The sequence below is a fragment of the Kitasatospora sp. NPDC005856 genome (assembly GCF_040629945.1).
Lineage (GTDB): Bacteria > Actinomycetota > Actinomycetes > Streptomycetales > Streptomycetaceae > Kitasatospora.
In genome coordinates this window covers 1-26,542 of record NZ_JBEXWT010000092.1, presented here as the reverse complement: position 1 = coordinate 26,542, position 26,542 = coordinate 1, and the positions used below count along the sequence as shown (strand labels likewise).

Genomic DNA, 26,542 nt, shown 5'->3' with positions numbered 1-26,542 from the left:
GCGAGGAGCAGCACGGTGAGCACCCGACAGCGCAACGCCCCGGCCTACCGGCCCCACGTGGGTGAACTCGTCCTCGACCGGAGGACCGGACGCACCGGCATCTACATGGACACCATCGGCGGCGAGCACTACCTGCGCCCCGAGCCCGGCGGCCGGGAATGGACGGCCGATCCGCACCAGGTCGCTCCCGCCCCCGGGCCCGGCGATTCGGCCGAATACGATCTCCCTCGGCAATTTCGGCAGAACGCGGGCAAACGGCAACATTCCGACCACCGCAATACCCCGGGATGAATCCGGAATTCCGGAACGCCCCGCGCCCGCCGTCGGGCACGTTACGGATATCGCCGGTCACCATGAGTGCACCACGGGCACGTTTCGGCCACCGGGTTGACACGTTCGGGGAATTGGCGTGCCCATAACCACCGGTGCCCCCGCGCCCGGACGGGGGCGACGGGGGCACCGGGGGCGGCCGCTTACGCGTGGCCGAAGACGATGTTCTCCGGCTCGTACTTCTTTCCCGGCTCGCCGCCGTCCGGCGTGACGGGGCTCTCCAGGTGCTCGTCGCCGAACAGTTCGCTCTCGATCGCGGCCTTCTGCGCGTCGTTCGGCAGGGCGTACTCGGTCGGGTTCGAGGTCGCGGCCACCGCGCCCTCGACAGCCGTGCCCGCCTCCACAGCGGCGGCCGGGGCCTCGATCTTCGTCCCGCTCTCGGGCGTCGACGGCACCGGGGTCTCGCTCTGGTCGTTGGCCATTGGGCGGCCGCCTTTCGGTCATCAATTGTGTTCAGCCCGACCTCCATGGCGCGGGCGCGGGGACAGTATCGTAGGGTTGATTAAATGTCCGATAAACACCGTGCGGCTTGCGGTGCCGTCCGGCAGAGTCGGGCGTCCGCCTAAGCTGAAGCACCGCGGCGGACCGCCGAGCGCCCTTTCACGAAATCGACACCACAGGCCATCGGGGGACTTCATGGAGTTTCGGGAGACGCCGCGACCACCTGCGCTGCGCTTCCAGGTCCTCGGTCCGGTCCAGGCCTGGCTCGACGGCGCGCCCGTCTCGCTCGGCTCCCCCCAACAGCAGGCCGTCCTGACCACCCTCCTGCTGCACTCCGGACGCCCGGTCACCACCCAGGACCTGGTCGACGCGCTCTGGGGCGACCGGCCCCCGACCCAGGCCGTCGCCGCCCTGCGCACCTACGTCTCCCGGCTGCGTTCCGTCATCGAGCCCCGTCGGGAGGTTCGCCGACCCTCCGAACTGCTGGTCTCGGTCGCCGACGGCTACGCACTGCGCATCCCCGGTGAGGCCCTCGACCTGACGGTCTTCGAACGGCTCTGCGCCGAGGCCGCGGCCGCCCGGACGAACGGCGACAGGCAGGAGGCGCACCGACTGCTCGACGAGGCGCTGCGCCTGTTCAGCGGCCGCCCGCTGACCGGCGTCCCCGGCCCCTACGCCGACACCCAGCGGCAGCGGCTGGCCGAGCGCCAGGTGGCCGCCGCCGAGGACCTGTGCGCGGCCGCCCTCGACATCGGCCGGCACGCGGAGATCGTCGGCGAGCTCAACAACCTGACGACGGAGCACCCGCTGCGCGAACGGCTGCGGGAGCTGCTGATGCTGGCGCTGTACCGCTGCGGCCGCCAGGCCGAGGCGCTCGGCGTCTACACCGACACCCGCAAGCTGCTGATCGAGGAGCTCGGGGTCGAGCCGGGCGTCGGCCTGTCCACGATGCACACCCGCATCCTCGCGGCCGACCCGGCGCTCACCCTCCAGGCCATGCCCGAGATGGCGGCGAAGGACCGTCCCGCCGCCCCGGCACCGGCCCAACTCCCGGCCGACGTCCTGGACTTCAGTGGCCGCACCGAGCTGGTGAGCGACCTCTCGACGGTCCTGATGAACGCCACCGGCCAGGCCGTGGTGGTCACCTCGCTGGCCGGCATCGGCGGCGTCGGGAAGACCACCCTCGCGGTCCACGTCGCCCACCGCGTCCGGGCCGAGTTCCCGGACGGGCAGCTGTACGTGGACCTGCGCGGCGCGGGCGCCTCGCCGGCCGACCCGGTCGTCGTCCTCGGCGACTTCCTGCACGCCCTCGGCGTCACCGAGAACCCGGAGTCGATGGAGCAGCGCGCGGCCCTCTACCGCTCGCTGCTCGCCAACCGGCGGATGCTCATCCTGCTGGACAACGCACGGGACGCCGACCAGATCCGGCCGCTGATCCCGGGCGTCTCCGGCTGCGCGGTGCTCGCCACCAGTCGCTCCCGGCTGGCCGGCATCCCCGGCGCACAGCTGTTCGACGTCGAGGAGTTGACGCCGAAGGAGGCGCTGGCGCTGTTCTCGGCCATCGTCGGCGAGCAGCGGGTCGCCGCCGAACCGGAGGCCGCCATGGCGGTGGTCACCGCCTGCGGCTTCCTGCCGCTGGCCGTTCGCATCGCCGCCGCCCGGCTGGCCAGCCGGCCGCGGTGGAGCGTCTCCGACCTGGCCCGTCGGTTAGCCGACCAGCGCCGCCGCCTGGACGAGCTCCAGCTCGGCAACCTCGCCGTGGAGACCACCATCGGACTCGGCTACGGGCAGCTGTCCCCGGCCGAGGCCCGCGCCTTTCGGCTGCTCGCGCTGATCGACTCCCCCGACATCCCGCTCGCGGCCGCCGCGGCGCTGCTCGGTGTGGACGAGGACACCGCCGAGGACCTCGCCGAGGCCCTGGTGGAGGCGAACATGCTGGAGTGCTTCACCCCCGGCCGCTACCGCTACCACGACCTGCTCCGGCTCTACGCCCAGCGGCAGAACGACCGGCTGGGCGACACCGGGGAGCAGGAGCGGGCCGTCCAGCGGCTGCTCGACCTGCTGATCCCGACCGTCCGCAACGCGGCCCGGGCCATCGAACCGGACGACACCGAGCCCGAACTGCTCACCACGCCCTCCTCGTCCGGGATCAGCCTGCCGACGAGCGGCTCCGCCCAGTCCTGGCTCCGGGCCGAGAGCGCCCTGCTGCTCAACTCCCTGGCCGCGGCGGCGAGCGGGCCGCAGTCCGCGCAGCACGCGGCGATCGACCTGCTGATCCTGCTGTACGGCCTGGGTCCGGACCCGACCCACGGCCCCCAGGTACGGCCGGTCCTGGAGGCGCTCGGACAGCGCGCGGAGCTCCGCGACGACTCCGCCGCGCTCGCCCGGGTGCACTTCGCCCTGGGGGCCCTGAACTACGTCACCAGCGACTTCCAGGGCGCCGAGCACTCACTGTGCCGCAGCCTGGACCACCAGCCCCCGGACGATCCGACCGTCCAGCTGCTGGCCACCGCCAACATGCTGGGCGTGATCCTGAGCCTGGGCAACCGCCCGGCCGAGGCCCTGCCGTTCATGGAGCAGGCCAGGGCTGCCAGCCAGGCCCTCGGCGCGCCGACCGCCGAGGCCCGCATCGTCAGCAACATGGCCCGGGCGCAGCACCGACTCGGGATGACCGAGACGGCGATCCGGTCCGCCGGCGACGGCGTCGCCGCCGCCCGGGAGTCCAAGAACGGCCCGCTGCTCGCCCAGACCCTCTACCAGCTGGGCGTGGTGCTCTCCGGCGGCGACGCCGTCCCGCACCTGCGCGAGGCGCACCGGCTCTACCAGTCGCAGCAGAACCCCCTGTGGGAGGGCTACACCCTGGCCCGGCTCGCCTCCGCCCTGCTCGTGGCCGGGCAGCCCGCCGAGGCGGCCTCGGCGGCCGGCGAGTCGCTGGCGATCGGCCAGGAGCTGGACTCCGCCTACTGCCAGGGCCTGGCGAACGCCGCGCTGGGCGAGGCCCTGTTGACGCTCGCCCAGCCGGCCCGTGGACTCGCCTGCCTCCAAGAGGCGCACGCGATCTTCACGCGGCTCGGTGTGCCTGAGGCCTCCCCCGTGGCGGACCTCATCTCCCAGCAGCACACCGAGCCCCTCTCTCCCCCCGCGCCGTAAGGCCTCCGCTCCCCCACGGACACCTCCCCCGTTCCGCGCGTCGGCGTTCCCGCAGCCCCCCGGCTGCGGGAACGCCCTCAACGCTTCCCCGGCGCTGGACTCCACTGTGCACCGGAGCGATTGACGTTCAATAAACGTCAGATAGTCAGCCCGCCGATCGGCAAAACCGCAGGTCATCGACGTTCTCCTGGCGTACTGTCCGGCGTGCGCGGCCGAACGCACAACCCCTCCCGCACCCCCGTGCTTCCGCAACTCCGGTCACAACCGCCCAAGCGCGGCGAGTTGGCCGGAAAGGGTCCCCACTGCACAGTGATCACGCATATTCTCAGATGCCAGTACGCACACGAGTGTCTGCTCGGAAACGCATCGGGGTGCAGTCCGTCCGCGTGGTGCGGAGAGCGTGACGTACCGCCACCGGCAGCGGCCCGCGGGGCCGCGGACGAGCCACCGGAGGCCACGGGTGGAAGGGTGCCTCGCAACGTGACGACCGGACAGATATCGGACCCGTTCCCCGTCGGCGAGGACGCCGACGACGGGGAACCCGAGGTACGGCGGCGGGCGGCCCGGGCACTTCAGGCGGTCGCCTTCGACACCATCGGCACGGGGTACGGCGAGGCGTTCCCCGCCAAGGACGGGCAGCTGGCCTGCGGCCGGCTGCTGCTCGCCGAGCTCGAACCCGGCGCCCCGGTGCTGGACGTGGGCTGCGGCACCGGCGAGCCGACCGTCCGCCAGCTGGCCGCCGGCGGTCTGCGGGTCACCGGCGCGGACCTCTCCGACGGGATGCTCGCGCTGGCCCGGCGGACGGCCTTCCCGGGTGTGTTCGCGCCCGTTTTCCATCGGATCGACCTGTACGATCTGGCCACCGAGCGTGCGGACCTGGTCTGGAACGCCCCCGCACTGGGGCCGGAAGGCCGGGGCCGCTTCGCCGCGGTCACCGCGTTCTTCTCGCTGATCCTGCTGCCGCAGGACGAGATCCCGGCCGTGCTGGGGCAGCTGCGCGAACTCCTGCGGCCGGGCGGGCTGCTGGCGCTCGGTATGGTCGAGGCGGACCTGGATCACGTTCCGCTTCCGTTCCTTGGCAGAGAGCTGCGGATCAGTGGGTATCTGAGGGAGGATCTGGAGCGGGTTCTGGTCTCGGCCGGCTTCGCCGTCGAGGAGTGCTCGGGGCATCCTTACGCACCGGCCAGTACCTCGCTGCCGCCGGAGGAACAGCTGTTCCTGTGCTGTCGACGCGTCGGCTGATCGAACCGGGACAGGACCGGCCGCACCCGCGGCAGGTGGCAACAGAACAGCTCACCGACCACACCGAATCCAGGACAGGCAGCCGTGCGCGACCAGCTCAAGACCGAGGCGGAGCAGCCGCCCGCCGTCCCGGGCCAGCGCCGCCAGGTCCCGGCCGCGACACCGGCCCCGGCGACGGCCCTGACGCCGGCCCCGGTGCGACGGGCGGGCGCACGGCCGGAACGCACCGAGATGGCGGACCGCCTGGCGTACCTCGACTCGGCGACCCGGCGGATCAACAGCGCCCTCGACCTCGCCGCGACGCTGCGCAACATCGGCCGGGTGCTGGTCCCGACGCTCGCCGACGCCGCCGTCGTCCACCTGCGCGACCCGCTGCCCAACGTCGAACGCGAACCCGGCTTCCCGGAGGAACTCCGGATACACCACAGCACCGGCACCCGGATCGGCCGCCGCGGCCGCCCGAGCGGCATGGACGACCGGCGCCGCTCCCGCTACGGCGCGCGCTCGACCGCCGACGGCGGCCCGGCCACCCCGGTGACCCGCGGCGGAGCGCTCGCCCACGCGCTGCTGAGCCGCCGCCCCGCCGAGGCCGCCGTCCTCGGCACCCCCGCCGCCGAACGCGCCGAGACCCTGCTGCGCGAGCTGTACGGCACCCGCGGGGTGGCCCGGCTGGCCGCCGGCACCTCCGTCCTCGCCCTGCCGTTGCGCGGGCGCAAGGCCGTGCTCGGGCTGCTGATACTGATCCGCCGCCCTCCCGAACGCACCGGCCGCCCGGTCTTCGACGCCGCGGACACCGCGACCGCGGCCCATCTCGCCACCCAGGCCGGGCTGGCCGTGGACACCGCGCTGCGCTACGCCCGCGAGTGGGAGATCGCCAACGAACTCCAGCGCAGCATGCTGCCGCTGCGCCTGCCGCAGTCGCACGGCGTCCGGATCGCCCAGCGCTACCTGCCCGGTGAGCGCGGCGCGCAGGTCGGCGGGGACTGGTACGACGCCGTCCCGCTGCCCGGCAACCGGGTCGCCCTGATCGTCGGCGACGTGATGGGCCACTCGCTCACCTCGGCCGCCATCATGGGCCAGCTGCGCACCAGCGCCCAGACCCTGGCCGCCCTCGACCTGCCGCCGCACGAGGTGCTCTACCACCTCGACGAACAGGCCCAACGGCTCGGCCGGGAACAGCACCTGGCCACCTGCGTCTACGCGGTCTACGACCCGATCGCCAACCGGGTGGTGATGGCCAACGCCGGGCACGTCCCCCCGGTGCTGGTCCGCCCGGACGGCACCGCGGAGCTGGTCGAACTGGACTCCGGGGCGCCGATCGGCGTCGGCGGGGTGGACTTCAACTCCGTCGAACTGCCCGCGCCGCCCGGCTCGGCGCTGCTGCTGTTCACCGACGGCCTGGTGGAGACCCGCACCCGCCCGATCAGCGACGGCCTGGAGGTGCTGCGCGCCCGGATCGCCGCCGCCCGCTGGCAGTCCCCGGAGCAGCTGTGCCAGGAGGCGCTGCGGATCCTGCCGCCCGGCGACCGCGGCGACGACATCGCCCTGCTCGGTGCCTGCTTCGACGGCATCCCGGCCGGGGACGTCGCGCACTGGTACCTCCAGCCGCGCAACGAGACGCCGGGCCGGGCCCGCCGGCTGGCCGCGCACACGCTGCGCCGCTGGGGGCTGGACGAGCTCAGCGAGGCGACCGAGCTGATGGTCAGCGAGCTGGTCACCAACGCCGTCCAGCACGCGACCCGGCCGGTCACCCTGAGCCTGGTGCGCACCACCCGGCTGCGCTGCGAGGTCGGCGACGACAGCCCGCTGCTGCCGCGCCCGCGCCGCACCGGGCCGGAGGACGAACGCGGGCGCGGGCTGCAGATAGTGGCCCGGTGCGCGGACCGCTGGGGCGCGACCAGGCTGGGCACCGGCAAGGTGGTCTGGTTCGAGCAGCGGCTGCCCGCGGGGACGTGAACGCGGATGCGCCCGGCGGGAGCGGATCCCGCCGGGCACCCGGTACGGAGCGTCAGGCCCCGACCGGCTCCTTCCGGGCCCGCTGCTCCTCCGCCGGCCGCTTCTCCAGCTCGGCGATCAGCTGCTCGCCCTCCATGTCGACCTTCGGCACGACCTTCTCCAGCCGCTTCGGGAACCACCAGGCGGCCCTGCCGAACAGCGCCATCGCGGCCGGCACCAGCGCCATCCGCACCACGAAGGCGTCCACCAGCACGCCCACCGCGAGGGCGAAGCCGATCGGCTGGACGATCGGGTCGTGGCCGAAGACGAACGAGCCGAACACCGCCACCATGATCAGCGCCGCCGCGGTGACCACCCGGGCCCCGTTGCGCACCCCGGCCACCACGGCCTCGCGCGGCGCCGCTCCGTGGACGTGCTGCTCCTTCATCCCGGAGACCAGGAACAGCTCGTAGTCCATCGCCAGTCCGAACAGCACGCCGATCAGCAGGATCGGCACGAAGCTCACCACCGGCCCGACCTTGGGCACGTCGATCAGCCCGTCCAGCCAGCCCCACTGGTAGACCGCGACCACCGCGCCGAGCGAGGCGGTGACGCTGAGCAGGAACCCGGCCACCGCCTTGAGCGGGACGAGCACCGAGCGGAACGCCAGCGCCAGCAGCACCACCGCGATCCCGACGATCACCGCGAGGAAGGGCGGCAGCGCCTGGCCGAGCTTGGTGGAGACGTCGATGTTGGCGGCCGTGGTGCCGGTGACGGCGATGTCCGCGCCGGTCGCCGCCTTCAACTCCGCCTTCTGGTCACGGATCTCGTTGACCAGCGCCTTGGTGTCCGCGTGGTCCGGGCCGGTCCGCGGGATGACCGTCACCAGCGCGGTGCCGCGCGCCCGGTCGACGGTCGGCGGCAGCAGCGTCCCCACGCCGTCGAGGGTCTGGAGCTTCGCGGCCACGCCCTGCACCGCCTGCTCGGGCCGCGGCGCGCCGTGGGTGTCCACCACGACCACCAGCGGGGCGTTGAAGCCCGGCCCGAAGCTCTCGCCGACCAGGTCGTACGCCTTGCGCGCGTCCGTCCCGGCGGCCTGCGAACCGGCGCTCGGCAGGCCGAGGTTCAGGCTCGCGGCGGGCACCGCCAGGGCGCCCAGAGCGGCCAGTCCGACCAGGAGGACGGGCAGCGGGCGGCGGACCACGAAGCGGCCCCAGCGCTCGCCCATGGTGGTGCGGCCGTTGGCGGTCAGGGCGCGCTTCCAGATCGGCAGCCGGTCGATGGCCCGGCCGGTGAATCCCAGCACGGCGGGCAGCAGCGTGATCGCGACCAGGACGGCCACCACGACGGCCCCGGAGGCGGCCAGGCCCATCACGGTGAGGAAGGGGACGCCCGCGACGGCGAGTCCGGCGAGCGCGACGACCACGGTCAGGCCCGCGAAGACGACGGCGCTGCCGGCGGTCGCGGTGGCCCGGGCGGCGGCCTCCTCCGGCTCCAGGCCCTCGTCCAGGTGGCGGCGGTGCCGGAAGAGGATGAACAGCGCGTAGTCGATGCCGACCGCGAGGCCGACCATCAGGGCCAGCACCGGCGCGGTGGTGATGATCTCGAAGGAGCCGGTGAGCGCCAGCAGGCCGGCCATCGTCACGCCGACGCCGGCCAGCGCGGTCAGCAGCGGCAGCCCGGCGGCGACCAGCGTGCCGAGGGTGACCACCAGGACCAGCCCCGCCACCACCAGGCCGATCGCCTCGCTGCCGCCTTCGATCTGGGCCATGGTGTTGTACGCGTCGCCGCCGAAGGCCACGTCCAGCCCGGCCGCGCGAGCCGGCTCGGCGGCGGCCTTCACGGCGTCGCGCTGCTGGTCGGTGACGTCGGCGAGCTTGTGGTCGAACGAGACCAGCGCGAGCGCGACCTTCCCGTCCGGGGAGAGCGCGCCGGAGGCGTACGGGTCCGGCACCGCGGCCACGCCCGGCACCTGGGCGATCCGGGCGACGGCCTCACCGACCGCCCGGTTCGCCTCGGGCGTTCCGATGCCGCCGGGCGCACCGGCGGCGAAGACGACCTGCGCGGAGCCGTGGCTCTGCGCCGGGAAGGTGTCCTTGATCCGGTCCAGGGTGGCCTGCGCCTCGGTGCCGGGGACCTTGAACTCGTCGGTGGTCTTGCCCGCGAAGGCGCCCGCGGCCCCGCCGACGGCGATGAGCACGGCGATCCAGACGGCGACGACAGCCCGCCGTCGCCGGAAGCAGTATCGGCCCAGTCGGTACAGGTACGTGGCCATCGGCAGTCCCTCGGTTCGGTCAGGGCAGGTCGCGTCCCACCGTAAACCGAACTTTGTCGAGTGACAAAGTTGCTCGACAAGATCGATCGACACAGTTGCCCGCTCGTGGCGCTACCCTGACTGGATGGCTCACGTCCCCGCCTCAGAACGCCGACCGCAACTGGTCCAGGCCGCGATCGACCTGATGACCAGGGAGGGAATCGCGGCCGGCAGCACCCGCGCGATCGCGGCCGAGCTGGGCGTGGCGCAGGCGACGGTGCACTACACCTTCGGCACCAAGAAGGACCTCTACCGGGCGGTCGTCGAGCGGCTGAAGTCCGACTTCGTCGGCGAGGTGCGCGCCGTCGACCCCGGCGACGGCCCGTTCGGCGAGCAGGTCCGCACCCTGGTGCACGCGCTCTGGGAGTCCGCCACCGGCGAGCACGGGCGCTGCGTGCTGCTGAGCGAGTTCGGGGCGCTGGCCATGCGCGACCCGGACATCCAGGAGATCATGCTCGGGCTCCAGCGCGACATCGAGGGCACCGCCGTCGAGATGCTCAGCGCCCTCGCGGCCGCCCACGGCCTGACCCTGGCGCTGCCCGCCCGCCGGATCGCCGTCCTCTTCCTCAGCGGCTTCGACGGCCTGACGGCCCGCCACCTCACCCTGCGCCGACCCGGCGAGCGGCCCGACCCGGACACCCTGGAGGCGCTGGAGCTGCTGGTCGCGACGACGGTCGGGCTGTGCCTGGGCGCCCCGGCGGCGGACCGGGGCGCGCTCTAGGCGGGCCTCAGGAGACGATCCGGACCGGCAGCTCCACCAGCACCTCGCGCAGCGCGTCCGCGAAGCGCTCGTACTCGGCGCTGCGGGCCGAGCCCGGCCGGAAGGCCAGCCCGATCCTGCGGCCGGGCGGCGGGGCGGCGAAGCGGACGGCGGCCAGCCGGTCGGTGCGCCCGGCCTCGACGTCCAGCGCGGTGGCGGGCAGCAGGGTCACCCCGAGGCCGCCGGCGACCAGCTGGACCAGGGTGGACAGGCCGGCCGCGCGGGTGGTCGAGCCGGTCGGGTCGGCGCCGACCTCGCGGCAGATGTCCAGTGCCTGGTCGCGCAGGCAGTGGCCCTCCTCCAGCAGCAGCACGTCCAGATCGAGCAGCACGTCGCGCGGCACGTCGATCCGCCCGGCGAGCGGGTGGCCGGGCGGGGTGAGCAGGACGAAGTCCTCGTCGAACAGCGGGATGTCCCTGGTCGGCGAGGCCCCGCCGGCCGGCAACGCGAGCAGCAGGACGTCCAGTCGCCCGGCGGCCAGGCCCTCCAGCAGCGAGGGGGTGCGCTCCTCGTGGACGTGCAGCTCCAGGTCCGGGAAGCGGTCGCGGACCAGCCGCAGCACGGTGGGCAGCAGGTAGGGCGCGACGGTCGGGATGACGCCCAGGTGCAGCGGCCCGGTGAACGGCCGACGGGCGGCCTCGACCTCCTCGGTGAGGGCCTGCAGCGAGGCGAGCACCCGGCGGGCGTGCCGGTGCACCCGCTCCCCCAGTGGGGTCACGATCACCTTGCGCGTCGTACGCTCGACCAGCTGCGCGCCCAGCGACTCCTCCAGCGCCGCGACCGCGCCGGACAGCGCGGGCTGGCTGGTCCCGGTGGCGGCGGCGGCCTCCCGGAAGTGCCGGTACTCGGCCACCGCGACGAAGGCGCGCAGCTGGGCGACGGTCGGGGTGCGCGGGCTGCGGACTGTGGCACTCGCCACAGTCCCGTCGCCCCTGGCGCCGCTGTTCCTGCGGGAGCCCGGCCGCGACGTGGGGGATTCGGTACTGATAACAATCTCCGATCAGACACATCCAGTGTAGCTATTTCCCTGATCAGTCCACGATGTGGAACTGTGAGTGGTGTCCGGATTCCGGACAAACCTCCCCTCAATCACTTCAGGAGAAGCGAACGTGCTCACGATCGGTGACAAGTTCCCCGAGTTCGACCTCAAGGCCTGTGTCGACCTGGACGCCGCGAGCGCCTTCGCCGACATCAACCACAAGTCCTACGAGGGCAAGTGGAAGATCGTCTTCTTCTGGCCGATGGACTTCACCTTCGTCTGCCCGACCGAGATCGCCGCGTTCGGCAAGCTGAACGACGAGTTCGCCGACCGCGACGCCCAGATCCTCGGCGTCTCCGGCGACTCCGAGTTCGTGCACCACGCCTGGCGCAAGGACCACAAGGACCTGCGCGACCTGCCCTTCCCGATGCTGGCCGACATCAAGCACGACCTGATGCGCGCCTGTGGCGTCGAGGGCGAGGACGGCACCGCCCAGCGCGCCGTCTTCATCGTCGACCCGAACAACGAGATCCAGTTCGTCATGGTCACCGCCGGCTCCGTCGGCCGTAACCCCAAGGAGGTCCTGCGGGTGCTGGACGCCCTGCAGACCGACGAGCTGTGCCCGTGCAACTGGAACAAGGGCGAGGACACCCTCGACGCCCAGGCCCTGCTGGCGGGCTGACCCATGGCTCTCGACGACCTGAAGGCCGCCCTCCCGGACTACGCCAAGGACCTCAAGCTCAACCTGGGCTCGGTCATCGGCAACTCCGACCTCCCCGCCCAGCAGCTCTGGGGCACCGTGCTGTCCTGCGCGATGGCCACCCGCAGCCCCGGCCTGCTGCGTGAGCTGGAGCCCGAGGCCAAGGCCAACCTGTCCCCGGAGGCGTACAACGCCGCCAAGGGCGCGGCCGCGATCATGGGGATGAACAACGTCTACTACCGGACGCTGCACCTGCTCTCCGACAAGGAGTACAGCACGATGCGGGCCGGTCTGCGGATGAACATCATCGGCACCCCGGGCGTCGAGAAGGTCGACTTCGAGCTCTGGTGCTTCGCGGTCTCCGCCATCAACGGCTGCGGCCAGTGCCTCGACTCGCACGAGGCCGTGCTGCGCAAGGCCGGCGTGGAGCGCGAGGTCGTCCAGGCCTCGATGAAGATCGCCGCCGTCCTCCAGGCCGTGGCCGGCGTCCTCGACTCCGAGGCCGCCCTGGCCGACGTCGACGCCTGACGCACCCGGCACCCCGACGGGCCCCTCCCCTCCCGGACGTCACGTCCGGAAGGGGAGGGGCCCGTCGTCGTTCCTCCCGCGAACCGGTGGCCCGGCCCGGCCGGGGTCAGTCGGTGGCGGGCGCGCCCTGCGGGGCGGCGGGATGGACGGCCGCGCCGCGGTCGGCGGTGCGCTCGGCGGTCTGTCCGGCCGTCCGCTCGGCGGCCTCGCGAGCTGCTTCGAGCGCGGTGAAGACGGCCTGACCGGCCTCGTTGCGGCGGCGCAGGTGGGTGACCACGGTGTTGGTGACGGCGATCAGCGGGACGGCGACCACCGCGCCACCGATGCCCCCGATGATGCCGCCGGCCGCGACGCCGAGCACGACGCCGAGCGGGTGGACCCGGACGGCCCGGCCGAGGATCAGCGGCTGGAGGATGTGGCTCTCCACCTGCATCACCGCCACCAGCACCACCAGCACCATCAGCGCCGTCCACGGCCCCTGGGTGACCAGTGCGATCAGCACCGCGACGGTCCCGGTGATCAGTGCGCCGACCAGCGGGACGAAGGCGCCCAGGAAGATGATCACGGCCAGCGGCAGGGCCAGCGGCACGCCCAGCAGGTCGACGCCGATCCCGATGCAGAGCGCGTCGATGAAGGCCACGCAGACCGTGCCGCGCACATAGGCGGTGAGCGTCGTCCAGGCCTTCGGGCCGGCCCCGGCCATCGCGAAACGGGAGTGCCGGGGCAGTCCGCGCAGCGCCCAGTTCCAGATCTTCGCGCCGTCGTAGAGGAAGAAGAAGGTGGTGAAGAAGGTCATCAGCAGGGCGGTCAGCACCTCGACGGCGATCTGCGCGCCGGTGATCGAGGCCGAGGTGAGCTGATCGGTGTTGGTGGTGATGGCCTTGGTGATCTGGTTGGCGAAGTCGGTGATCTGCTGCTGGGTCAGGTGCAGCGGCCCGGTGACCAGCCAGTCCCGCATCTGGTTGACGCCGGTCTTCACCTGGGTGGTGACGTCCGAGAGGTTCGTCGACACCTGCCAGACCACGAACCAGCCGACCAGCCCGATCCCGGCCAGACCGCTGAGGAACACCCCGCCCGCCGCCAGCGAGCGCGGCACCCCGCGCCGGCGCAGCCAGGAGACCGAGGGCTCCAGCAGCGCGGTGATCAGCAGCGAGGCCAGCACCGAGAAGGCGACCAGCCGCAGCATGTCGACCACGTAGAAGACGACGTAGAGCGCGGCCCCGAGCAGCAGCAGCCGCCAGGTCGACTCGGCGGCCACCCGCAGCCCCCACGGCACCGCCTCGGCGGGGGTGGCCGGGCGGCCCGGGTGGTACTCCCGCCCGAACCCGGCGTGCGCGGCGTGCGCGACCGGCGCGGGCGAGTTGGCCGGGGCCGGCGCGGCGGACGGCGGGACCACCTCGGCCGCCGGGGCCGGGTCGGCCCGCGGGACCGGGACCGGTCCGGCCGCGTCGACGAGTGCGGGGACGTGCCCGTCCACGAGCACCGGGACGTGCCCGGCCACCGACGACGGGAGGGCCGGCTCGTGCGGGTCGGCCGCCATCGCGGCCCGCCGGCGCCGTTCGATCACGGCGGCCGCGCTCGCCACCACGGCCACGCCCTTGGCCACGGCCTTGAAGGCCTTTCCGCCCCGCGCCATCCTCGCTACCACCGCTCCGCTGCCGAATCCGCCGTGCCCGGCGGTACGCCGCGGCCGTCAGGGATGACGCTACCCGGCGAGGGTGCGGCCAGTCCGGTCGCAGGCCCGTTCGGCTCGAAGCACCCCTCCCGACGAGTCGGACAAAAGGCCAGGTTCCATCCGGTTTCGGACACGGTCCGCTGGGGAGGAGTCCGGACGAGACCCGGAGTCGAGCCACCGAGGTCCCCCGCGGCCAACTGTCGGCGGACCGGCCGGTGCGGGAAGCAACCAGGACCCCTTCCCGCGCCCCGCGTCCGCAACCGGGACCGCACCGCCCGAGGGCGCACTGGTCAGCGCAGCCCGGGCGGCGCGGTCCGCTTCCCGTCCGCCGCCCCGCGCACCCTCCGCGCACCCCTCGCATCCCCCTCGCGTCCGGCACCTCGCGGGACAACTCCCCGCGTGACGCCCGGGCCCGGGAACACCACGGCCCCCGGACGCCCGCCCGAGGAGGACGGGCGGCCGGGGGCCGTGCGGAACCGCGCCGCCGGGGCGGCAGCCGTTCCTAGTACCAGTTGTGGGCCTGCCAGAACGACCACGCGCCACAGGGGCTCCCGTAGCGGGAGTTCATGTAGCCGACGCCCCACTTGATCTGGGTGGCCGGGTTCGTGCGCCAGTCGGCACCGGCCGAGGCCATCTTGGTGCCGGGCAGCGCCTGGACCAGACCGTAGGCACCGGAGCTCTTGTTGGTCGCGGTGTAGTCCCAGCCGCTCTCGCGCTTCACGATCTGGCTGAAGCACTGGAACTGCGCGTCGTTGCCGACGATCTGCCGGGCCAGGTCCTGGACCGAGCCGGGGCTGACCGAGACGGGCGGAGCGTCGTCGACCGCGGTCATCGCGGAACGGGACTTGGAGCGGTTCGCGGCGGCCTCGTCGGCCTTCCGCTTGTCGTCCGCGGCCTTGGCGGCCTTCTCCGCGTCGGCCTTGGCCTGGGCGTCGGCCTTCGCCTGGGCGTCCGCGGCGGCCTGCTGGCGCGCGGCCTCCTCGGCGGCCTTCTGCTCCGCGGCGGCCTTGGCGGCTGCTTCGGCAGAGGCCTGCTGGGCGGATGCCTGCTGGCCGATGTTGTCACTGATGGTCTGCGCCTGGGCGCCAGAGGGGACTTCGGCAAGCAGGGTCGCGCCGGCGACGTCGACCGTCTGCGTCGTCTTGCCCTCGCTGCCCGAGGCCATGCCCACGACGGCACCGACAGCGGTGACGGCGGTGGCGGAGGCCACAGCGACTCCCCGGACCGAGATCCGAGTCACATGGATTCCTTCCAGCATCGCCCACGCGTGACCGTGCGGGCGCAACATGCCCCTTGGCACGGACCTCCGCACGGTGCTCTGGTCACGGGAGGTGCTGGCCCGGCGTCCGGCCGAGGTGAGGCGACCGGGCGTTGAGATCGGGCGGCGTACGGCTCAACGGTCTTCAATTGTGTGTCCACCGACCGGAGTTGGCGGACCGTCCGGGGCCTGACTTCCGGAGTCCGGAAGCCCTGCCGCGCCGTACGCGGGGCCTGACAGAACCCTCACCATGCCGCACCGGGCACTGTCGACGCAATTCCCGTTCGCGTGGCGCATGTCACATCCACCGTACGGCAGTTCTTCGGACGGAAAGCACTCGATGTGATGAAACGGGCGGAGCCCGCTCCCTCAGGAGCGGGCTCCAGGTCATGAGTTGACCATATTGTCCCACTATGCCCCGGTCGGGGCGGATCACGGGTGGATGTCCTCCAGCATCTCCGTGACCAGCGCCGCGATCGGCGAACGCTCCGAGCGGGTGAGCGTGATGTGGGCGAAGAGCGGATGACCCTTCAGCTTCTCCACCACCGCCACCACGCCGTCGTAACGGCCCACCCGGAGGTTGTCCCGCTGCGCCACGTCGTGGGTGAGCACCACCCGCGAGCCCTGGCCGATCCGGGACAGCACCGTCAGCAGGACGTTCCGCTCCAGCGACTGCGCCTCGTCCACGATCACGAAGGCGTCGTGCAGCGAGCGTCCCCGGATGTGGGTCAGCGGCAGCACCTCCAGCATCCCGCGGGAGATGACCTCCTCGATCACGTCCGGGGTGGTGACGGCGGAGAGGGTGTCGAAGACCGCCTGCGCCCAGGGGCCCATCTTCTCCGCCTCGGAGCCGGGCAGGTAGCCCAGCTCCTGACCGCCGACCGCGTACAGCGGCCGGAAGACCATCACCTTGCGGTGCTGCCTCCGCTCCAGCACCGCTTCCAGCCCCGCGCACAGCGCCAGCGCCGACTTCCCGGTGCCGGCCCGGCCGCCCATCGAGACGATCCCGATCTCCGGGTCGAGCAGCAGGTCCAGCGCGACCCGCTGCTCGGCGCTGCGCCCGCGCAGCCCGAACGCCTCGCGCTCCCCGCGCACCAGCCGCACCCGGCCGTCGCCGGTGACCCGGCCGAGCGCCCGGCCGCGCTCCGAGGTCAGCACCAGTCCGGTGTGGACGGGCAGCTCGGTGGCCCCGTCGACGTCCACCCCGGCGTCGTGGCCGGCCGAGAACAGCGCGTCCACCTGGTCGGCCGGGACGTGCAGCTCGGACATGCCCGTCCAGCCCGAGGTGATCGCCAGCTCGGCCCGGTACTCCTCGGCGAGCAGGCCCACCGAGCTGGCCTTGATCCGCAGCGGCAGGTCCTTGGACACGACCGTCACGTCGTAGCCCTCGGCCTGGAGGTTGCGGGCGACCGCGAGGATCCGGGTGTCGGCCTCACCGCCGCCGGCCCGGTAGCCGGCCGGCAGTATCGACACGTCGGAGTGGTTGAGCTCGACCCGGATGGTGCCGCCGAGCTCGCCGACCGGGATCGGCTCGTCGAGCCGGCCGTGACGGATGCGGTAGTCGTCGAGCAGCCGCAGCGCCTGGCGGGCGAAGTAGCCCAGCTCCGGGTGGTGCCGCTTGGCCTCCAGCTCGGTGACGACCACCACCGGGAGGACGACCTCGTGCTCCTCGAAGCGGGTCATGGCGAGCGGGTCCGCCAGGAGCACGCTGGTGTCGAGAACGTACGTGCGCCGGTCTGGTGTCCGGCGGCTCTTGGAACTGACCACTAGGCCTCCAGAGCGGATGACCCTGCGTCATCCGCGGCAAGCCGGCCCCCGCTGCCCCGATGGCCTCGGGGCCGGACTGACTGGAGTATTCCCAGGCGGGGAGCGGTGCATTCGCGCCCCCGGAGAACTGACGGATCATTGCCGGTGAACGTTTGGCCTCGCGCGGGCGCCGGGTAGGCCAGGCCTACGGCGGTCATTTCCTCCGGGCGTTCGGGCCCGGGACGACTGACCCAGGGCCACGGGAACGGCCGGGGCCACGGCCCCGGCCGGGCTGCGGGAGCCGCGGGACCGCGGGGCTACAGCCCCAGCCGCCGGTGGCGCTGCTCGTACGCGCGCAGCGCACGCAGGAAGTCGACCTTGCGGAAGGCCGGCCAGTAGGCCTCGCAGAAGTAGAACTCGCTGTGGGCGCTCTGCCAGAGCAGGAAGCCGGACAGCCGCTGCTCGCCCGAGGTGCGGATGATCAGGTCCGGGTCGGGCTGGTTGCGGGTGTACAGGTGCTCGGCGATGTGCTCGACGGTCAGGATCTCGGCCAGTTCCTCGATCGAGGTGCCGCGCCCGGCCTGCTCCTGGAGCAGCGAGCGGACGGCGTCGGCGATCTCGTGCCGACCGCCGTAGCCGACCGCGACGTTGACCGTTATGCCGTCGATGTCGGCGGTCTGGTCGGCGGCCCGCTTGAGCACGTCGGCGGTGTGCTGCGGCAGCAGGTCCAGCGCGCCGACCGGGTTGACCCGCCAGCGGCGGGCGGCGGCCAGGCCGGTGACGGCGTCCTCGATGATGCCGAGCAGCGGGACGAGCTCGTCGGCCGGGCGGTCCAGGTTGTCGGTGGAGAGCATCCAGAGGGTGACGACCTTGACGTGGGTCTCGTCGCACCAGCCGAGGAACTCGCTGATCTTGTCGGCGCCGCGCTGGTGGCCGTACGCGGTGGAGCCGCCGGCCGCCTTGGCCCAGCGGCGGTTGCCGTCCAGGATCACGCCGATGTGGCGCGGGGTGCTCGCGAGGTGGACCTCGACCCGTCGACCGTAGAGCCCGTACATCCCGCCGAGCAGGGTGCGCAGCCCCGGCGTCCGTTCGGCGACATCGCGCAGACCCATGTTTCCCGGCCCCTCCGTGCTCGTTGCAACTGGTGCGTCTCCGCCCCCGGCGCAGCCTACTCCGGCGCGCAGGTGCACGGTAAAGCCGCAGGTAGCGGTCTGGTCACGGTCCTGTACGAAGTCTGTCGCGACGGGCGTGTCGGGGGCGGTCCGGACGGGCCGCGGGACCCTCGCGGGGCCCCTGGGGCGCGGACACGGAACGGTCTCCGAATCCTTAACGGAACCGTAAGCCGTTCGTCCGATGCTTGACGACCGGTAATGGTCTAGTCCAGCTTTTGATCCGGGACGGAACGATCCTCCTGCTCCGGCCCGCAGGCTCACTTCGGACCTCCCCTCCCCCACACGCGGCCGCCGCGCCCCCCACCGCGGCGGCCGCTCCTCCCCCAGGAGCGTCACCCCATGGCCCGTACGCTGAACCAGCCCGCCCACAAGCGCCGGCGCAGCCCCCTCCCGGCCGTCGCGGCCGGTGCCACCGCCCTCGCCCTGGCCGGCGGCGGCCTCGCCCTCTTCGCCGGCGGCGCCAGCGCTGCGGTCGGCAACCTGGTCGCCAACGGCGGCTTCGACGGCGGGCTCGGGGGCTGGACCTGCACCGGCGCCGCGACCGCGGCCTCCGCCCCGGTCCACTCCGGCACCGGCGCGCTCCAGGCGACCCCGGGCGCCGGTGACACCGCGGAGTGCACCCAGACCATCAGCGTGCTGCCCAACACCAGCTACACGCTGAGCGCTTGGGTCCAGGGCCCGTACGTCTACCTCGGCGCGCGCGGCACCGGCGGCACCGACCCGTCCGCCTGGTCGAACCAGAACAGCTGGAACCAGCTCTCCACCACCTTCACCACCGGGGCGAACGCCACCAGCGTCACCGTCTACCTGCACGGCTGGTACGGCCAGAGCGCCTACCTGGCCGACGACGTCGCGCTGATCGGCCCCGGCGGCACCGGCACCCCGTCGCCTACCGCGACGCCGACCCCCACCCCCACGCCGACGGCCACCGCCTCCCCCACGGCCACCGCGACGCCCACCCGGACGGCGACCCCGACGCCCACCCAGACCGCGACGGCGACCCCCACCGCCACGCCGACCGGCACCACCCCGCCGGCCACCGGCCTGCCCGCCCACCTGGTCACCGGCTACTGGCAGAACTTCGACAACAACTCGACCGTGCAGCGGCTGAGCGACGTCCAGAGCGCGTACGACATCATCGCGGTGTCCTTCGCCGACGCCGTGCCGACCAGGACCGGCGCGATCAGCTTCACCCTGGACCCGGGCCTGTCCAAGGCGCTCGGCGGCTACACCGACGCCCAGTTCCGCGCCGACGTCAAGGCCAAGCAGGCGGCCGGCAAGAAGGTCATCCTCTCCATCGGCGGCCAGAACGGCGCGATCACCGTCGCGGACGCCACCGCCGGCGCCAACTTCGTCGACAGCGCCTACGCGATCATCAAGGACTACGGCTTCGACGGCATCGACGTCGACCTGGAGAACGGCGTCCAGGCCGGCCCGCTCGGCGACGCGCTGCACGCCCTGCAGGCCAAGGTCGGCCCCGGCTTCGTCCTGACCATGGCCCCCGAGACCATCGGGATGTACAGCACCGCCGGCGCCTACTTCCAGCTGGCGCTGAAGACCAAGGACATCCTCACCGTCGTCAACACCCAGTTCTACAACTCGGGCGGCATGAACGGCTGCGACGGCAAGGTCTACAACCAGGGCACCATCGACTTCATCACCTCGCAGGTCTGCACCCACATCCAGGGCGGCCTGCGGCCGGACCAGGTGGGCATCGGCGTCCCGGCCTCCGCCAAGGCAGCGGGCGGCGGCTACGTCTCGCCGACGGTGGTGAACAACGCGCTGGACTGCCTGGCCACGGGCAACAACTGCGGCAGCTTCGTGCCGCCGGCCAAGTGGCCGACCATCCGCGGCGCGATGACCTGGTCGACCAACTGGGACGTCAACAACGGCAACGCGTTCTCCAACGCGGTCGGCCCGTTCGTCCACAAGATGCCGTGACGGCACCGCGAACCAGCACGTCACTCCCCCGGCGCGCCGCTCCTTGAGGGTGGGGCCCGCGCGCCGGCGGCGGGGCCCGTCGCACCGACCGGTGCGGCGGGCCCTTCCGTTTCCCTCCCCGTGCCGGCCGTCCCCCTCATCGGCCGGCTGTCCCCTTAATACCGGCGGTCCCCTTATTACCTGCGGTCCCCACTCATGGCCCGCGGTCCCGATGTGACCTGCCGGCCCGACTCACCGCGCCAGTACCGCGGTGAGCGCGCCGAGCAGCAGGAACGGGCCGACCGGGAGGTCCAGCCCGCGCACCGGGCGGCGGCGGGCCAGCGCGGCGGCGGCCCGCAGGGTGCCCCACAACCCGGCGAGCACCATCGCGGCGAACAGCCCGCCGAGCGCCACCGACCAGCCGTACCAGCCGAGCAGCCCGCCCAGGGCGAGCCCGAGCGGGGAGTCCCCGGGGCCCAACGCGCCCAGCCAGACCGCCAGTTCGAGCATTCCCCCGACGGCGAGCGCGACCAGCAGACAGCGCAGCGCCACCCCGGGGCCGGCGGTCGCCACCGCCGCCAGCAGCAGCGCCGTCACCCCTCCGATCAGGGGCACGGTCAGCCGGTACGGCAGTCGGCGCACCCGCGCGTCGACGAAGCCGAGCGCCACACCGAGCGCCGCCGCCCAGCCCATCGCGAGGGTCACCACCACCAGCCGGTCCGCCGCGTACGCCACCGCGACGGCGACCGCCGCCGCGACCGCCTCCACCGTCCAGGGGCCGGCGCCGAGCCGCTCCCGGCAGCCCGGGCAGCGCCCGGTCGGCGGCAGCAGACGCACCCGGTGCCCGCAGGACGGGCAGGCCTCGCACCAGGGCTCGCCCTCCGGCACCGCGAACCGGGCGATCAGCCCGCGCAGCGGCGGAGCCGCCAGGAGACCGACCAGCACCGCCGCCACCACGACCGGGACCACCGGCGCACCCCCTCTTCGACCGACACGACCGACACGACCGGCGCAATCGGCGCGACCGACGCGACCGACGCGACCGACGCGACCGACGCGACCGGCCCCATCCTCCCGCGCCGGGCGGTGTGCCGTCCGTCTCGTTCCGTACGGCGGCGCGACGGCGCTCCTCGCGTACGCGGGCATTCCGGACATTCGACGACCGGTTCGGAAGGCCGCCCGTCACCCCCGCCTGCCGATCCAAGGGGGGCGTTCGGGCCCCCGCAAGCACCCCCGCGGAGACCCGCCGGACCGCCCCTCCGTACCCCTAAAGTAGGCGGACATGCAGGTCATCCAGTCCAGCAAGCTCGCCAACGTCTGCTACGACATCCGCGGCCCGGTGCTCGACGAGGCGATGCGGCTGGAGGCCCAGGGCCACCGCATCCTCAAGCTCAACACCGGCAACCCGGCCACCTTCGGGTTCGAGGCGCCCCCGGAGATCCTCCAGGACATCCTGCGCAACCTCGCCGACGCGCACGGCTACGGCGACTCCAAGGGCCTGCTCTCCGCCCGCCGCGCGGTGGTCATGCACTACGAGGAGCGCGGGCTGCACGGCCTCTCCGTCGACGACGTCTTCCTCGGCAACGGCGTCTCCGAGCTGATCCAGCTGGCCATGACGGCACTGCTGGACGACGGCGACGAGGTGCTCGTCCCGGCCCCGGACTACCCGCTGTGGACGGCCTCGGTCTCGCTGGCCGGCGGCACCGCGGTGCACTACCGCTGCGACGAGCAGTCCGAGTGGTACCCGGACCTCGCCGACATCGAGGCCAAGGTCACCGACCGGACCAGGGCCATCGTGGTGATCAACCCGAACAACCCGACCGGCGCGGTCTACCCGCGCGAGGTGCTGGAGGGCATCGCGGAGCTCGCCCGCCGGCACGACCTGGTGGTCTACGCGGACGAGATCTACGACAAGATCCTCTACGACGACGCCGAACACGTCCCGCTGGCCACCCTGGCCCCGGACCTCTTCTGCGTCACCTTCAACGGACTGTCCAAGGCGTACCGGGTCGCCGGCTTCCGCTCCGGCTGGATGGTGCTCTCCGGCGACCGGCGCCGGGCCCGCAGTTACATCGAGGGCCTGACCGTGCTCGCCTCGATGCGGCTGTGCGCCAACATGCCCGCGCAGCACGCGGTGGCCGCCGCGCTCGGCGGACGGCAGTCGATCCGCGACCTGGTGCTGCCCGGCGGCCGGCTGCACGCCTCGCGGGACGCCGCGTACGAGCTGCTGAACCGGATCCCGGGGGTCAGCTGCGTCAAGCCCAAGGGCGCGCTGTACGCCTTCCCCCGGCTGGACCCCAAGGTCCACAAGATCAAGGACGACGCCCGGATGGTGCTGGACCTGCTGCGCTCCCAGCGCATCCTGCTGGTCCAGGGCACCGGCTTCAACTGGCCGGAGCCGGACCACTTCCGACTGGTCACGCTGCCCCGGGCGGAGGAGATCACCGACGCGGTGACCCGGATCGGCGACTTCCTCGGCGGTTACGTCCAGCCGTAGCCGCCGAGCGGGAAGAGCGCGGAAAAACACTACGGCCGGAGTCCCGGCCCGGGCGATCTCCTTGGTCGGGGGAAAATCGCCCGGCGGAACTCCGGCCGTCCTGCCGCTCGGCGGGGCGCGCGGTTCGTGCCGCGCGCCCGCCTCTCTCCCGGCTGAGGCTCAGGCTCAGCCGAGGCGCGCGACGAGGTTCCGGTACTCGTCCCACAGCTCCTTCGGGGTGTGGTCGCCGAAGGTCTCCAGGTGGGCCGGCACGAGCGCGGCCTCCTGGCGCCAGATGTCGGCGTCCACGGTGAAGAGCAGGTCGAGGTCTTCCTTGGACAGGTCCAGGTCGCCGAGGTCGAAGCCCTCGACGGTCGGCAGCACGCCGATCGGGGTCTCGACGCCCTCGCCGGTACCCTCCAGGCGCTCGACGATCCACTTGAGCACGCGGCTGTTCTCGCCGTAGCCGGGCCAGACGAACTTGCCCTCGGCGTCCTTGCGGAACCAGTTGACGTAGTAGATCTTCGGCAGCTTGGCGGCGTCCGCCTGGGCGCCGACCTTCAGCCAGTGGGCGAAGTAGTCACCCATGTTGTAGCCGCAGAACGGCAGCATCGCGAACGGGTCGCGACGCAGCTCGCCGACGGTGCCCTCGGCGGCGGCGGTCTTCTCGGAGGCGATGTTGGCGCCGAGGAAGACGCCGTGCTGCCAGTCGAAGGACTCCGTCACCAGCGGGACGGCGGTGGCGCGGCGGCCGCCGAACAGGATCGCCGAGATCGGCACGCCCGCCTGGTCCTCCCACTCCGGGGCGATGGTCGGGCACTGCGCGGCCGGGACGGCGAAGCGGGCGTTCGGGTGGGCGGCGGGGGTGCCGGACTCGGGGGTCCAGTCGTTGCCGCGCCAGTCGGTCAGGTGCGCCGGGGGCTCCTCGGTGAGGCCCTCCCACCACACGTCGCCGTCGTCGGTGAGGGCGACGTTGGTGAAGACGGTGTTGCCCCAGAGGGTGTCGATGGCGTTGGCGTTGGTGTCCACGCCGGTGCCGGGGGCGACGCCGAAGAAGCCGGCCTCGGGGTTGATGGCGTAGAGGCGGCCGTCCTCCTTGTTGAAGCGCATCCAGGCGATGTCGTCGCCGATCGTCTCGACCTTCCAGCCCGGGACGGTCGGCTGGAGCATGGCCAGGTTGGTCTTGCCGCAGGCCGAGGGGAAGGCGGCGGCGACGTACTTGGCCTCGCCGTTCGGCGGGGTGAGCTTCAGGATGAGCATGTGCTCGGCCAGCCAGCCCTCGTCGCGGGCCATGGTCGAGGCGATGCGCAGCGCGTAGCACTTCTTGCCGAGCAGGGCGTTGCCGCCGTAGCCCGAACCGAAGGACCAGATCTCCTTGGTCTCGGGGAAGTGCGAGATGTACTTGGTGCTGTTGCACGGCCACGGCACGTCCGCCTGGCCCTCGGCGAGCGGGGCGCCGACGGTGTGCACGGCCTTGACGAACTCGCCGTCCTCGCCGAGCTGGTCCAGCACGGCCTGGCCCATGCGGGTCATCACGCGCATGGAGACGGCGACGTAGGCGGAGTCGGTGATCTCGACGCCGTACGCGGCCAGCGGGGAGCCGACCGGGCCCATCGAGAAGGGCACGACGTACATCGTGCGGCCCTTCATCGCGCCGCGGAAGAGACCCTGCTCGCCCTGGAAGAGCTCCCGCATCTCGGCGGGGGCCTTCCAGTTGTTGGTCGGTCCGGCGTCCTTCTCCTGCTCGGAGCAGATGAAGGTGCGGTCCTCCACGCGCGCCACGTCCGTGGGGTCCGAGGCGGCGTAGTAGGAGTTGGGGCGCTTCTCCTCGTTGAGCTTCTTGAAGGTGCCCTGCGCCACCAGCAGGTCCGCGAGGCGCTGGTACTCCTCGTCGGAACCGTCGCACCACTCGATGCGGTCCGGCTGGGTGAGCTCGGCGATCTCGCTCACCCAAGCGAGCAGCTGCTTGTGGCGGGTGGGCGCGGATGCGCTGAGAGCAGAGATCTCGTACGACACGATCGCTCCGTTTCACGCCATCTCGGCGAGGAGATGGCGTCGCGGGGGTCTGAGGGTGCTTGCAGCGTAGCTCCGGACTCAAGGCCGGAACTCGGCGAAGCGGCGAAATTGACGCACCTTTTACTCCAGCCAGTATGATTACCCACCAGTAACATGCCGGAGGAACCCGCGACGGAGTGTGCGGGGCCACACTCCTATTACTCCAAAACGTCTAACAGTGACGATCGCCACTTCCTACGGGCCAGTAACCTACGGAGCCGTAGGTATTGGGTAGCATGCTGCGCATGACTGCTGCTGCGCTCGCGGAGAGTGCACTCACGGAGAGCAAGCCGAAGTGGCGCGGCTGGCTGCACGCCGGCATGTTCCCCGCCACGGTGGCCGCCGGGATCGTGCTGATCTGCCTGGCCGACTCCACGCCCGCCAGGATCGCCTGCGCGATCTACTCGGTCAGCGCCTGGCTGCTGTTCGGGGTCAGCGCGGTGTACCACCGCTTCGACTGGGGCCCGCGCGGGGACGCCGTGCTGCGCCGACTGGACCACGCGAACATCTTCCTGATCATCGCGGGCACCTACACGCCGTTCACGATGCTGCTGCTCAAGGGCGCCGACCAGCAGCTGCTGCTCTGGGCGGTCTGGGGCGGCGCGCTGGCCGGAATCGCGTTCCGGGTGTTCTGGGTCGGCGCGCCGCGCTGGCTGTACACGCCGGTGTACCTCGCGCTGGGCTGGGCCGCCGCCTTCTTCCTGCCGGACTTCCTGCACACCGGCGGGGTCGCCGTCCTGGTGCTGATGATCGTCGGCGGAGTGCTCTACAGCATCGGCGGCGTGGTGTACGGGCTCAAGAAGCCCAACCCCTCACCGCGCTGGTTCGGGTTCCACGAGGTGTTCCACGCCTTCACCCTGGGAGCGTTCATCGTCCAGTACGTCGGCGTCTCACTGGTGGCGTACAGCACGGCCGGCTGAGCCCGGCGCACCCCGACGGGCGGTCGAACGGTCCACGGACCGGCCGGCCGCCCGTTCCGCTGTCCAGGGCCGCTCGTACGGGGCCCGCAGCTGGGGGCGGCGCGGGTAGGCCGGGTGGTCGGCTCCGCCGGACTCCGACTGCGGGCCCGGGTCCTCCAGCGGTCCGTGCGCGTGGTGGTGCTCGCCGTAGGAGTGGTGCTGGTCCCCGTGCGCGTGGTGCTGCTCCCCGTGCGACTCCCGGCGGGGCTCGCGCGACTCCCGGTACGGCTCGCGCGGCGAGTCGGCCGTCGTCGGGAACGCCGCGGACTCGGACCGCCGCGGTGCGCCGGCCGAGCGGGCCCGCGCCTGCCGGGCGTCGAGCGCCTCGCGGGCCCGGCGGCAGCGCTCGCAGTGCGCGGCGTCCGGGATGCCACGGCGCGGACGGTGCCGGACCGGGGCCGGATCGCCGTGCAGCGCGCGCCAGCGGCGGGCGACGTAGACCATCAGCAGCAGGGTCTCGGCCCCGGCGACCGCCAGGACCAGGAGGGCGCCGTTGATCAGATAGGCCGCGACCACGGCCAGCGCAGAGCCCACCACCACCGCCGAACCCCACACCTGGGTGCTCGTCTGCTTGTCGTCCGCGTCGGCCACTTCGGTCCCCTTTCCCGGTGCCGGGCTCGTGGTCGGCTCCCGCCGCCCCACCTCTTCTCCGCTCTCGGCACGCGTCGGCCAGCACTGACCGATTGCCACATGGTATCTACCGACAGTCATGGCCGACTGCCCCGGGGCGGCGAACGACAGATCAACGTTGCGTCAATTCCTCGTGCGGAAGCAGCACTTCCAGGACACATCACGGAGCGTAGCCAGCGCTCGGCGTCCCGGCACGCACCGATGGCAGCACGAAGGGCGCGCGCGCGGCCGGAGGCGCACCGGGCCTCGGCGGCCGCCAGGACGCGCGCCGC

20 protein-coding genes are annotated in these 26,542 nt (G+C 72.6%); 10 read left to right on the top strand and 10 right to left on the bottom strand.

The genetic code is table 11. From position 1 onward, the window contains the following. Positions 1-15: 15 nt before the first annotated feature. Entirely contained in the window at positions 16-291 is a 276-nt protein-coding gene (locus ABZ449_RS34930) for a hypothetical protein (protein ID WP_360354142.1), read from the top strand. A gap of 182 nt (positions 292-473) precedes the next feature. On the opposite strand, the gene ABZ449_RS34925 is transcribed toward ABZ449_RS34930, so the two are convergent. Further along, the gene (locus ABZ449_RS34925; protein WP_360354141.1) at positions 474-752 is read right to left on the bottom strand and encodes a hypothetical protein; all 279 of its coding nucleotides are present in this window, start codon (positions 750-752) and stop codon (positions 474-476) included. Positions 753-966: 214 nt separating this feature from the next. Here ABZ449_RS34925 and ABZ449_RS34920 point away from each other — a divergent pair, with 214 nt between their 5' ends. The 3 genes from ABZ449_RS34920 (at position 967) to ABZ449_RS34910 (ending at position 7,119) form a co-directional block, all read left to right on the top strand. Next, entirely contained in the window at positions 967-3,921 is a 2,955-nt protein-coding gene (locus tag ABZ449_RS34920; RefSeq protein ID WP_360354139.1) for a BTAD domain-containing putative transcriptional regulator, read from the top strand. A 594-nt stretch (positions 3,922-4,515) separates the two neighbouring features. Beyond that, entirely contained in the window at positions 4,516-5,163 is a 648-nt protein-coding gene (locus ABZ449_RS34915) for a class I SAM-dependent methyltransferase (protein WP_360354158.1), read from the top strand. 84 nt (positions 5,164-5,247) lie between these two features. After that, complete coding sequence (locus ABZ449_RS34910) at positions 5,248-7,119, top strand: ATP-binding SpoIIE family protein phosphatase (protein ID WP_360354137.1); 1,872 nt, start codon at positions 5,248-5,250, stop codon at positions 7,117-7,119. A 52-nt stretch (positions 7,120-7,171) separates the two neighbouring features. Here the strand turns inward: ABZ449_RS34910 and ABZ449_RS34905 are convergent, their stop codons facing one another. Next, a complete protein-coding gene (locus ABZ449_RS34905; RefSeq protein WP_360354136.1) occupies positions 7,172-9,373 on the bottom strand; it encodes an MMPL family transporter in 2,202 nt (733 codons plus the stop codon). Between the two features lie 124 nt (positions 9,374-9,497). On the opposite strand from ABZ449_RS34905, the gene ABZ449_RS34900 reads away from it, so the two are divergent. Beyond that, positions 9,498-10,133 carry a TetR family transcriptional regulator gene (locus ABZ449_RS34900; RefSeq protein ID WP_360354134.1) on the top strand — a complete coding sequence of 212 codons (636 nt, stop codon included), beginning with the start codon at positions 9,498-9,500 and terminating at the stop codon, positions 10,131-10,133. Positions 10,134-10,140: 7 nt separating this feature from the next. Here ABZ449_RS34900 and ABZ449_RS34895 read toward each other — a convergent pair whose 3' ends face one another. Further along, positions 10,141-11,091, bottom strand: coding sequence for a LysR substrate-binding domain-containing protein (locus ABZ449_RS34895; RefSeq protein ID WP_360354133.1), 951 nt, complete (start codon positions 11,089-11,091; stop codon positions 10,141-10,143). 190 nt (positions 11,092-11,281) lie between these two features. Between ABZ449_RS34895 and ABZ449_RS34890 the strand changes: the two genes are divergently transcribed. Further along, on the top strand, positions 11,282-11,833 hold the full coding sequence (locus ABZ449_RS34890; RefSeq protein ID WP_360354131.1) for a peroxiredoxin: 552 nt from the start codon (positions 11,282-11,284) through the stop codon (positions 11,831-11,833). A gap of 3 nt (positions 11,834-11,836) precedes the next feature. After that, positions 11,837-12,379: an alkyl hydroperoxide reductase gene (locus ABZ449_RS34885; RefSeq protein ID WP_360354130.1), complete on the top strand. Its 543-nt coding sequence runs from the start codon at positions 11,837-11,839 to the stop codon at positions 12,377-12,379. A gap of 106 nt (positions 12,380-12,485) precedes the next feature. Here the strand turns inward: ABZ449_RS34885 and ABZ449_RS34880 are convergent, their stop codons facing one another. The 4 genes from ABZ449_RS34880 to ABZ449_RS34865 form a co-directional block, all read right to left on the bottom strand. Then, positions 12,486-14,015, bottom strand: a complete 1,530-nt coding sequence (locus ABZ449_RS34880; RefSeq protein WP_360354128.1) for an AI-2E family transporter — start codon at positions 14,013-14,015, stop codon at positions 12,486-12,488. A gap of 541 nt (positions 14,016-14,556) precedes the next feature. Next, entirely contained in the window at positions 14,557-15,312 is a 756-nt protein-coding gene (locus ABZ449_RS34875; RefSeq protein ID WP_360354126.1) for a transglycosylase SLT domain-containing protein, read from the bottom strand. Positions 15,313-15,744: 432 nt separating this feature from the next. Next, positions 15,745-17,079 carry a PhoH family protein gene (locus tag ABZ449_RS34870; RefSeq protein ID WP_360354124.1) on the bottom strand — a complete coding sequence of 445 codons (1,335 nt, stop codon included), beginning with the start codon at positions 17,077-17,079 and terminating at the stop codon, positions 15,745-15,747. Between the two features lie 296 nt (positions 17,080-17,375). Continuing rightward, positions 17,376-18,170 carry an isoprenyl transferase gene (locus ABZ449_RS34865; protein WP_360354123.1) on the bottom strand — a complete coding sequence of 265 codons (795 nt, stop codon included), beginning with the start codon at positions 18,168-18,170 and terminating at the stop codon, positions 17,376-17,378. A gap of 399 nt (positions 18,171-18,569) precedes the next feature. On the opposite strand from ABZ449_RS34865, the gene ABZ449_RS34860 reads away from it, so the two are divergent. Next, complete coding sequence (locus tag ABZ449_RS34860; protein WP_360354121.1) at positions 18,570-20,171, top strand: glycosyl hydrolase family 18 protein; 1,602 nt, start codon at positions 18,570-18,572, stop codon at positions 20,169-20,171. Positions 20,172-20,402: 231 nt separating this feature from the next. Here the strand turns inward: ABZ449_RS34860 and ABZ449_RS34855 are convergent, their stop codons facing one another. Next, positions 20,403-21,119, bottom strand: coding sequence for a prepilin peptidase (locus tag ABZ449_RS34855; RefSeq protein ID WP_360354120.1), 717 nt, complete (start codon positions 21,117-21,119; stop codon positions 20,403-20,405). A 313-nt stretch (positions 21,120-21,432) separates the two neighbouring features. On the opposite strand from ABZ449_RS34855, the gene ABZ449_RS34850 reads away from it, so the two are divergent. Next, complete coding sequence (locus ABZ449_RS34850) at positions 21,433-22,647, top strand: pyridoxal phosphate-dependent aminotransferase (RefSeq protein ID WP_360354118.1); 1,215 nt, start codon at positions 21,433-21,435, stop codon at positions 22,645-22,647. Between the two features lie 165 nt (positions 22,648-22,812). Here the strand turns inward: ABZ449_RS34850 and ABZ449_RS34845 are convergent, their stop codons facing one another. Next, positions 22,813-24,642: a phosphoenolpyruvate carboxykinase (GTP) gene (locus ABZ449_RS34845; RefSeq protein ID WP_360354116.1), complete on the bottom strand. Its 1,830-nt coding sequence runs from the start codon at positions 24,640-24,642 to the stop codon at positions 22,813-22,815. A gap of 275 nt (positions 24,643-24,917) precedes the next feature. On the opposite strand from ABZ449_RS34845, the gene ABZ449_RS34840 reads away from it, so the two are divergent. After that, complete coding sequence (locus tag ABZ449_RS34840; RefSeq protein ID WP_360354114.1) at positions 24,918-25,601, top strand: hemolysin III family protein; 684 nt, start codon at positions 24,918-24,920, stop codon at positions 25,599-25,601. Here ABZ449_RS34840 and ABZ449_RS34835 read toward each other — a convergent pair. Then, positions 25,572-26,231 (bottom strand): hypothetical protein, encoded by a 660-nt coding sequence (locus ABZ449_RS34835; RefSeq protein WP_360354112.1) that lies wholly within the window; start codon positions 26,229-26,231, stop codon positions 25,572-25,574. The genes ABZ449_RS34840 and ABZ449_RS34835 overlap by 30 nt on opposite strands. Between the last annotated feature and the right edge of the window lie 311 nt (positions 26,232-26,542).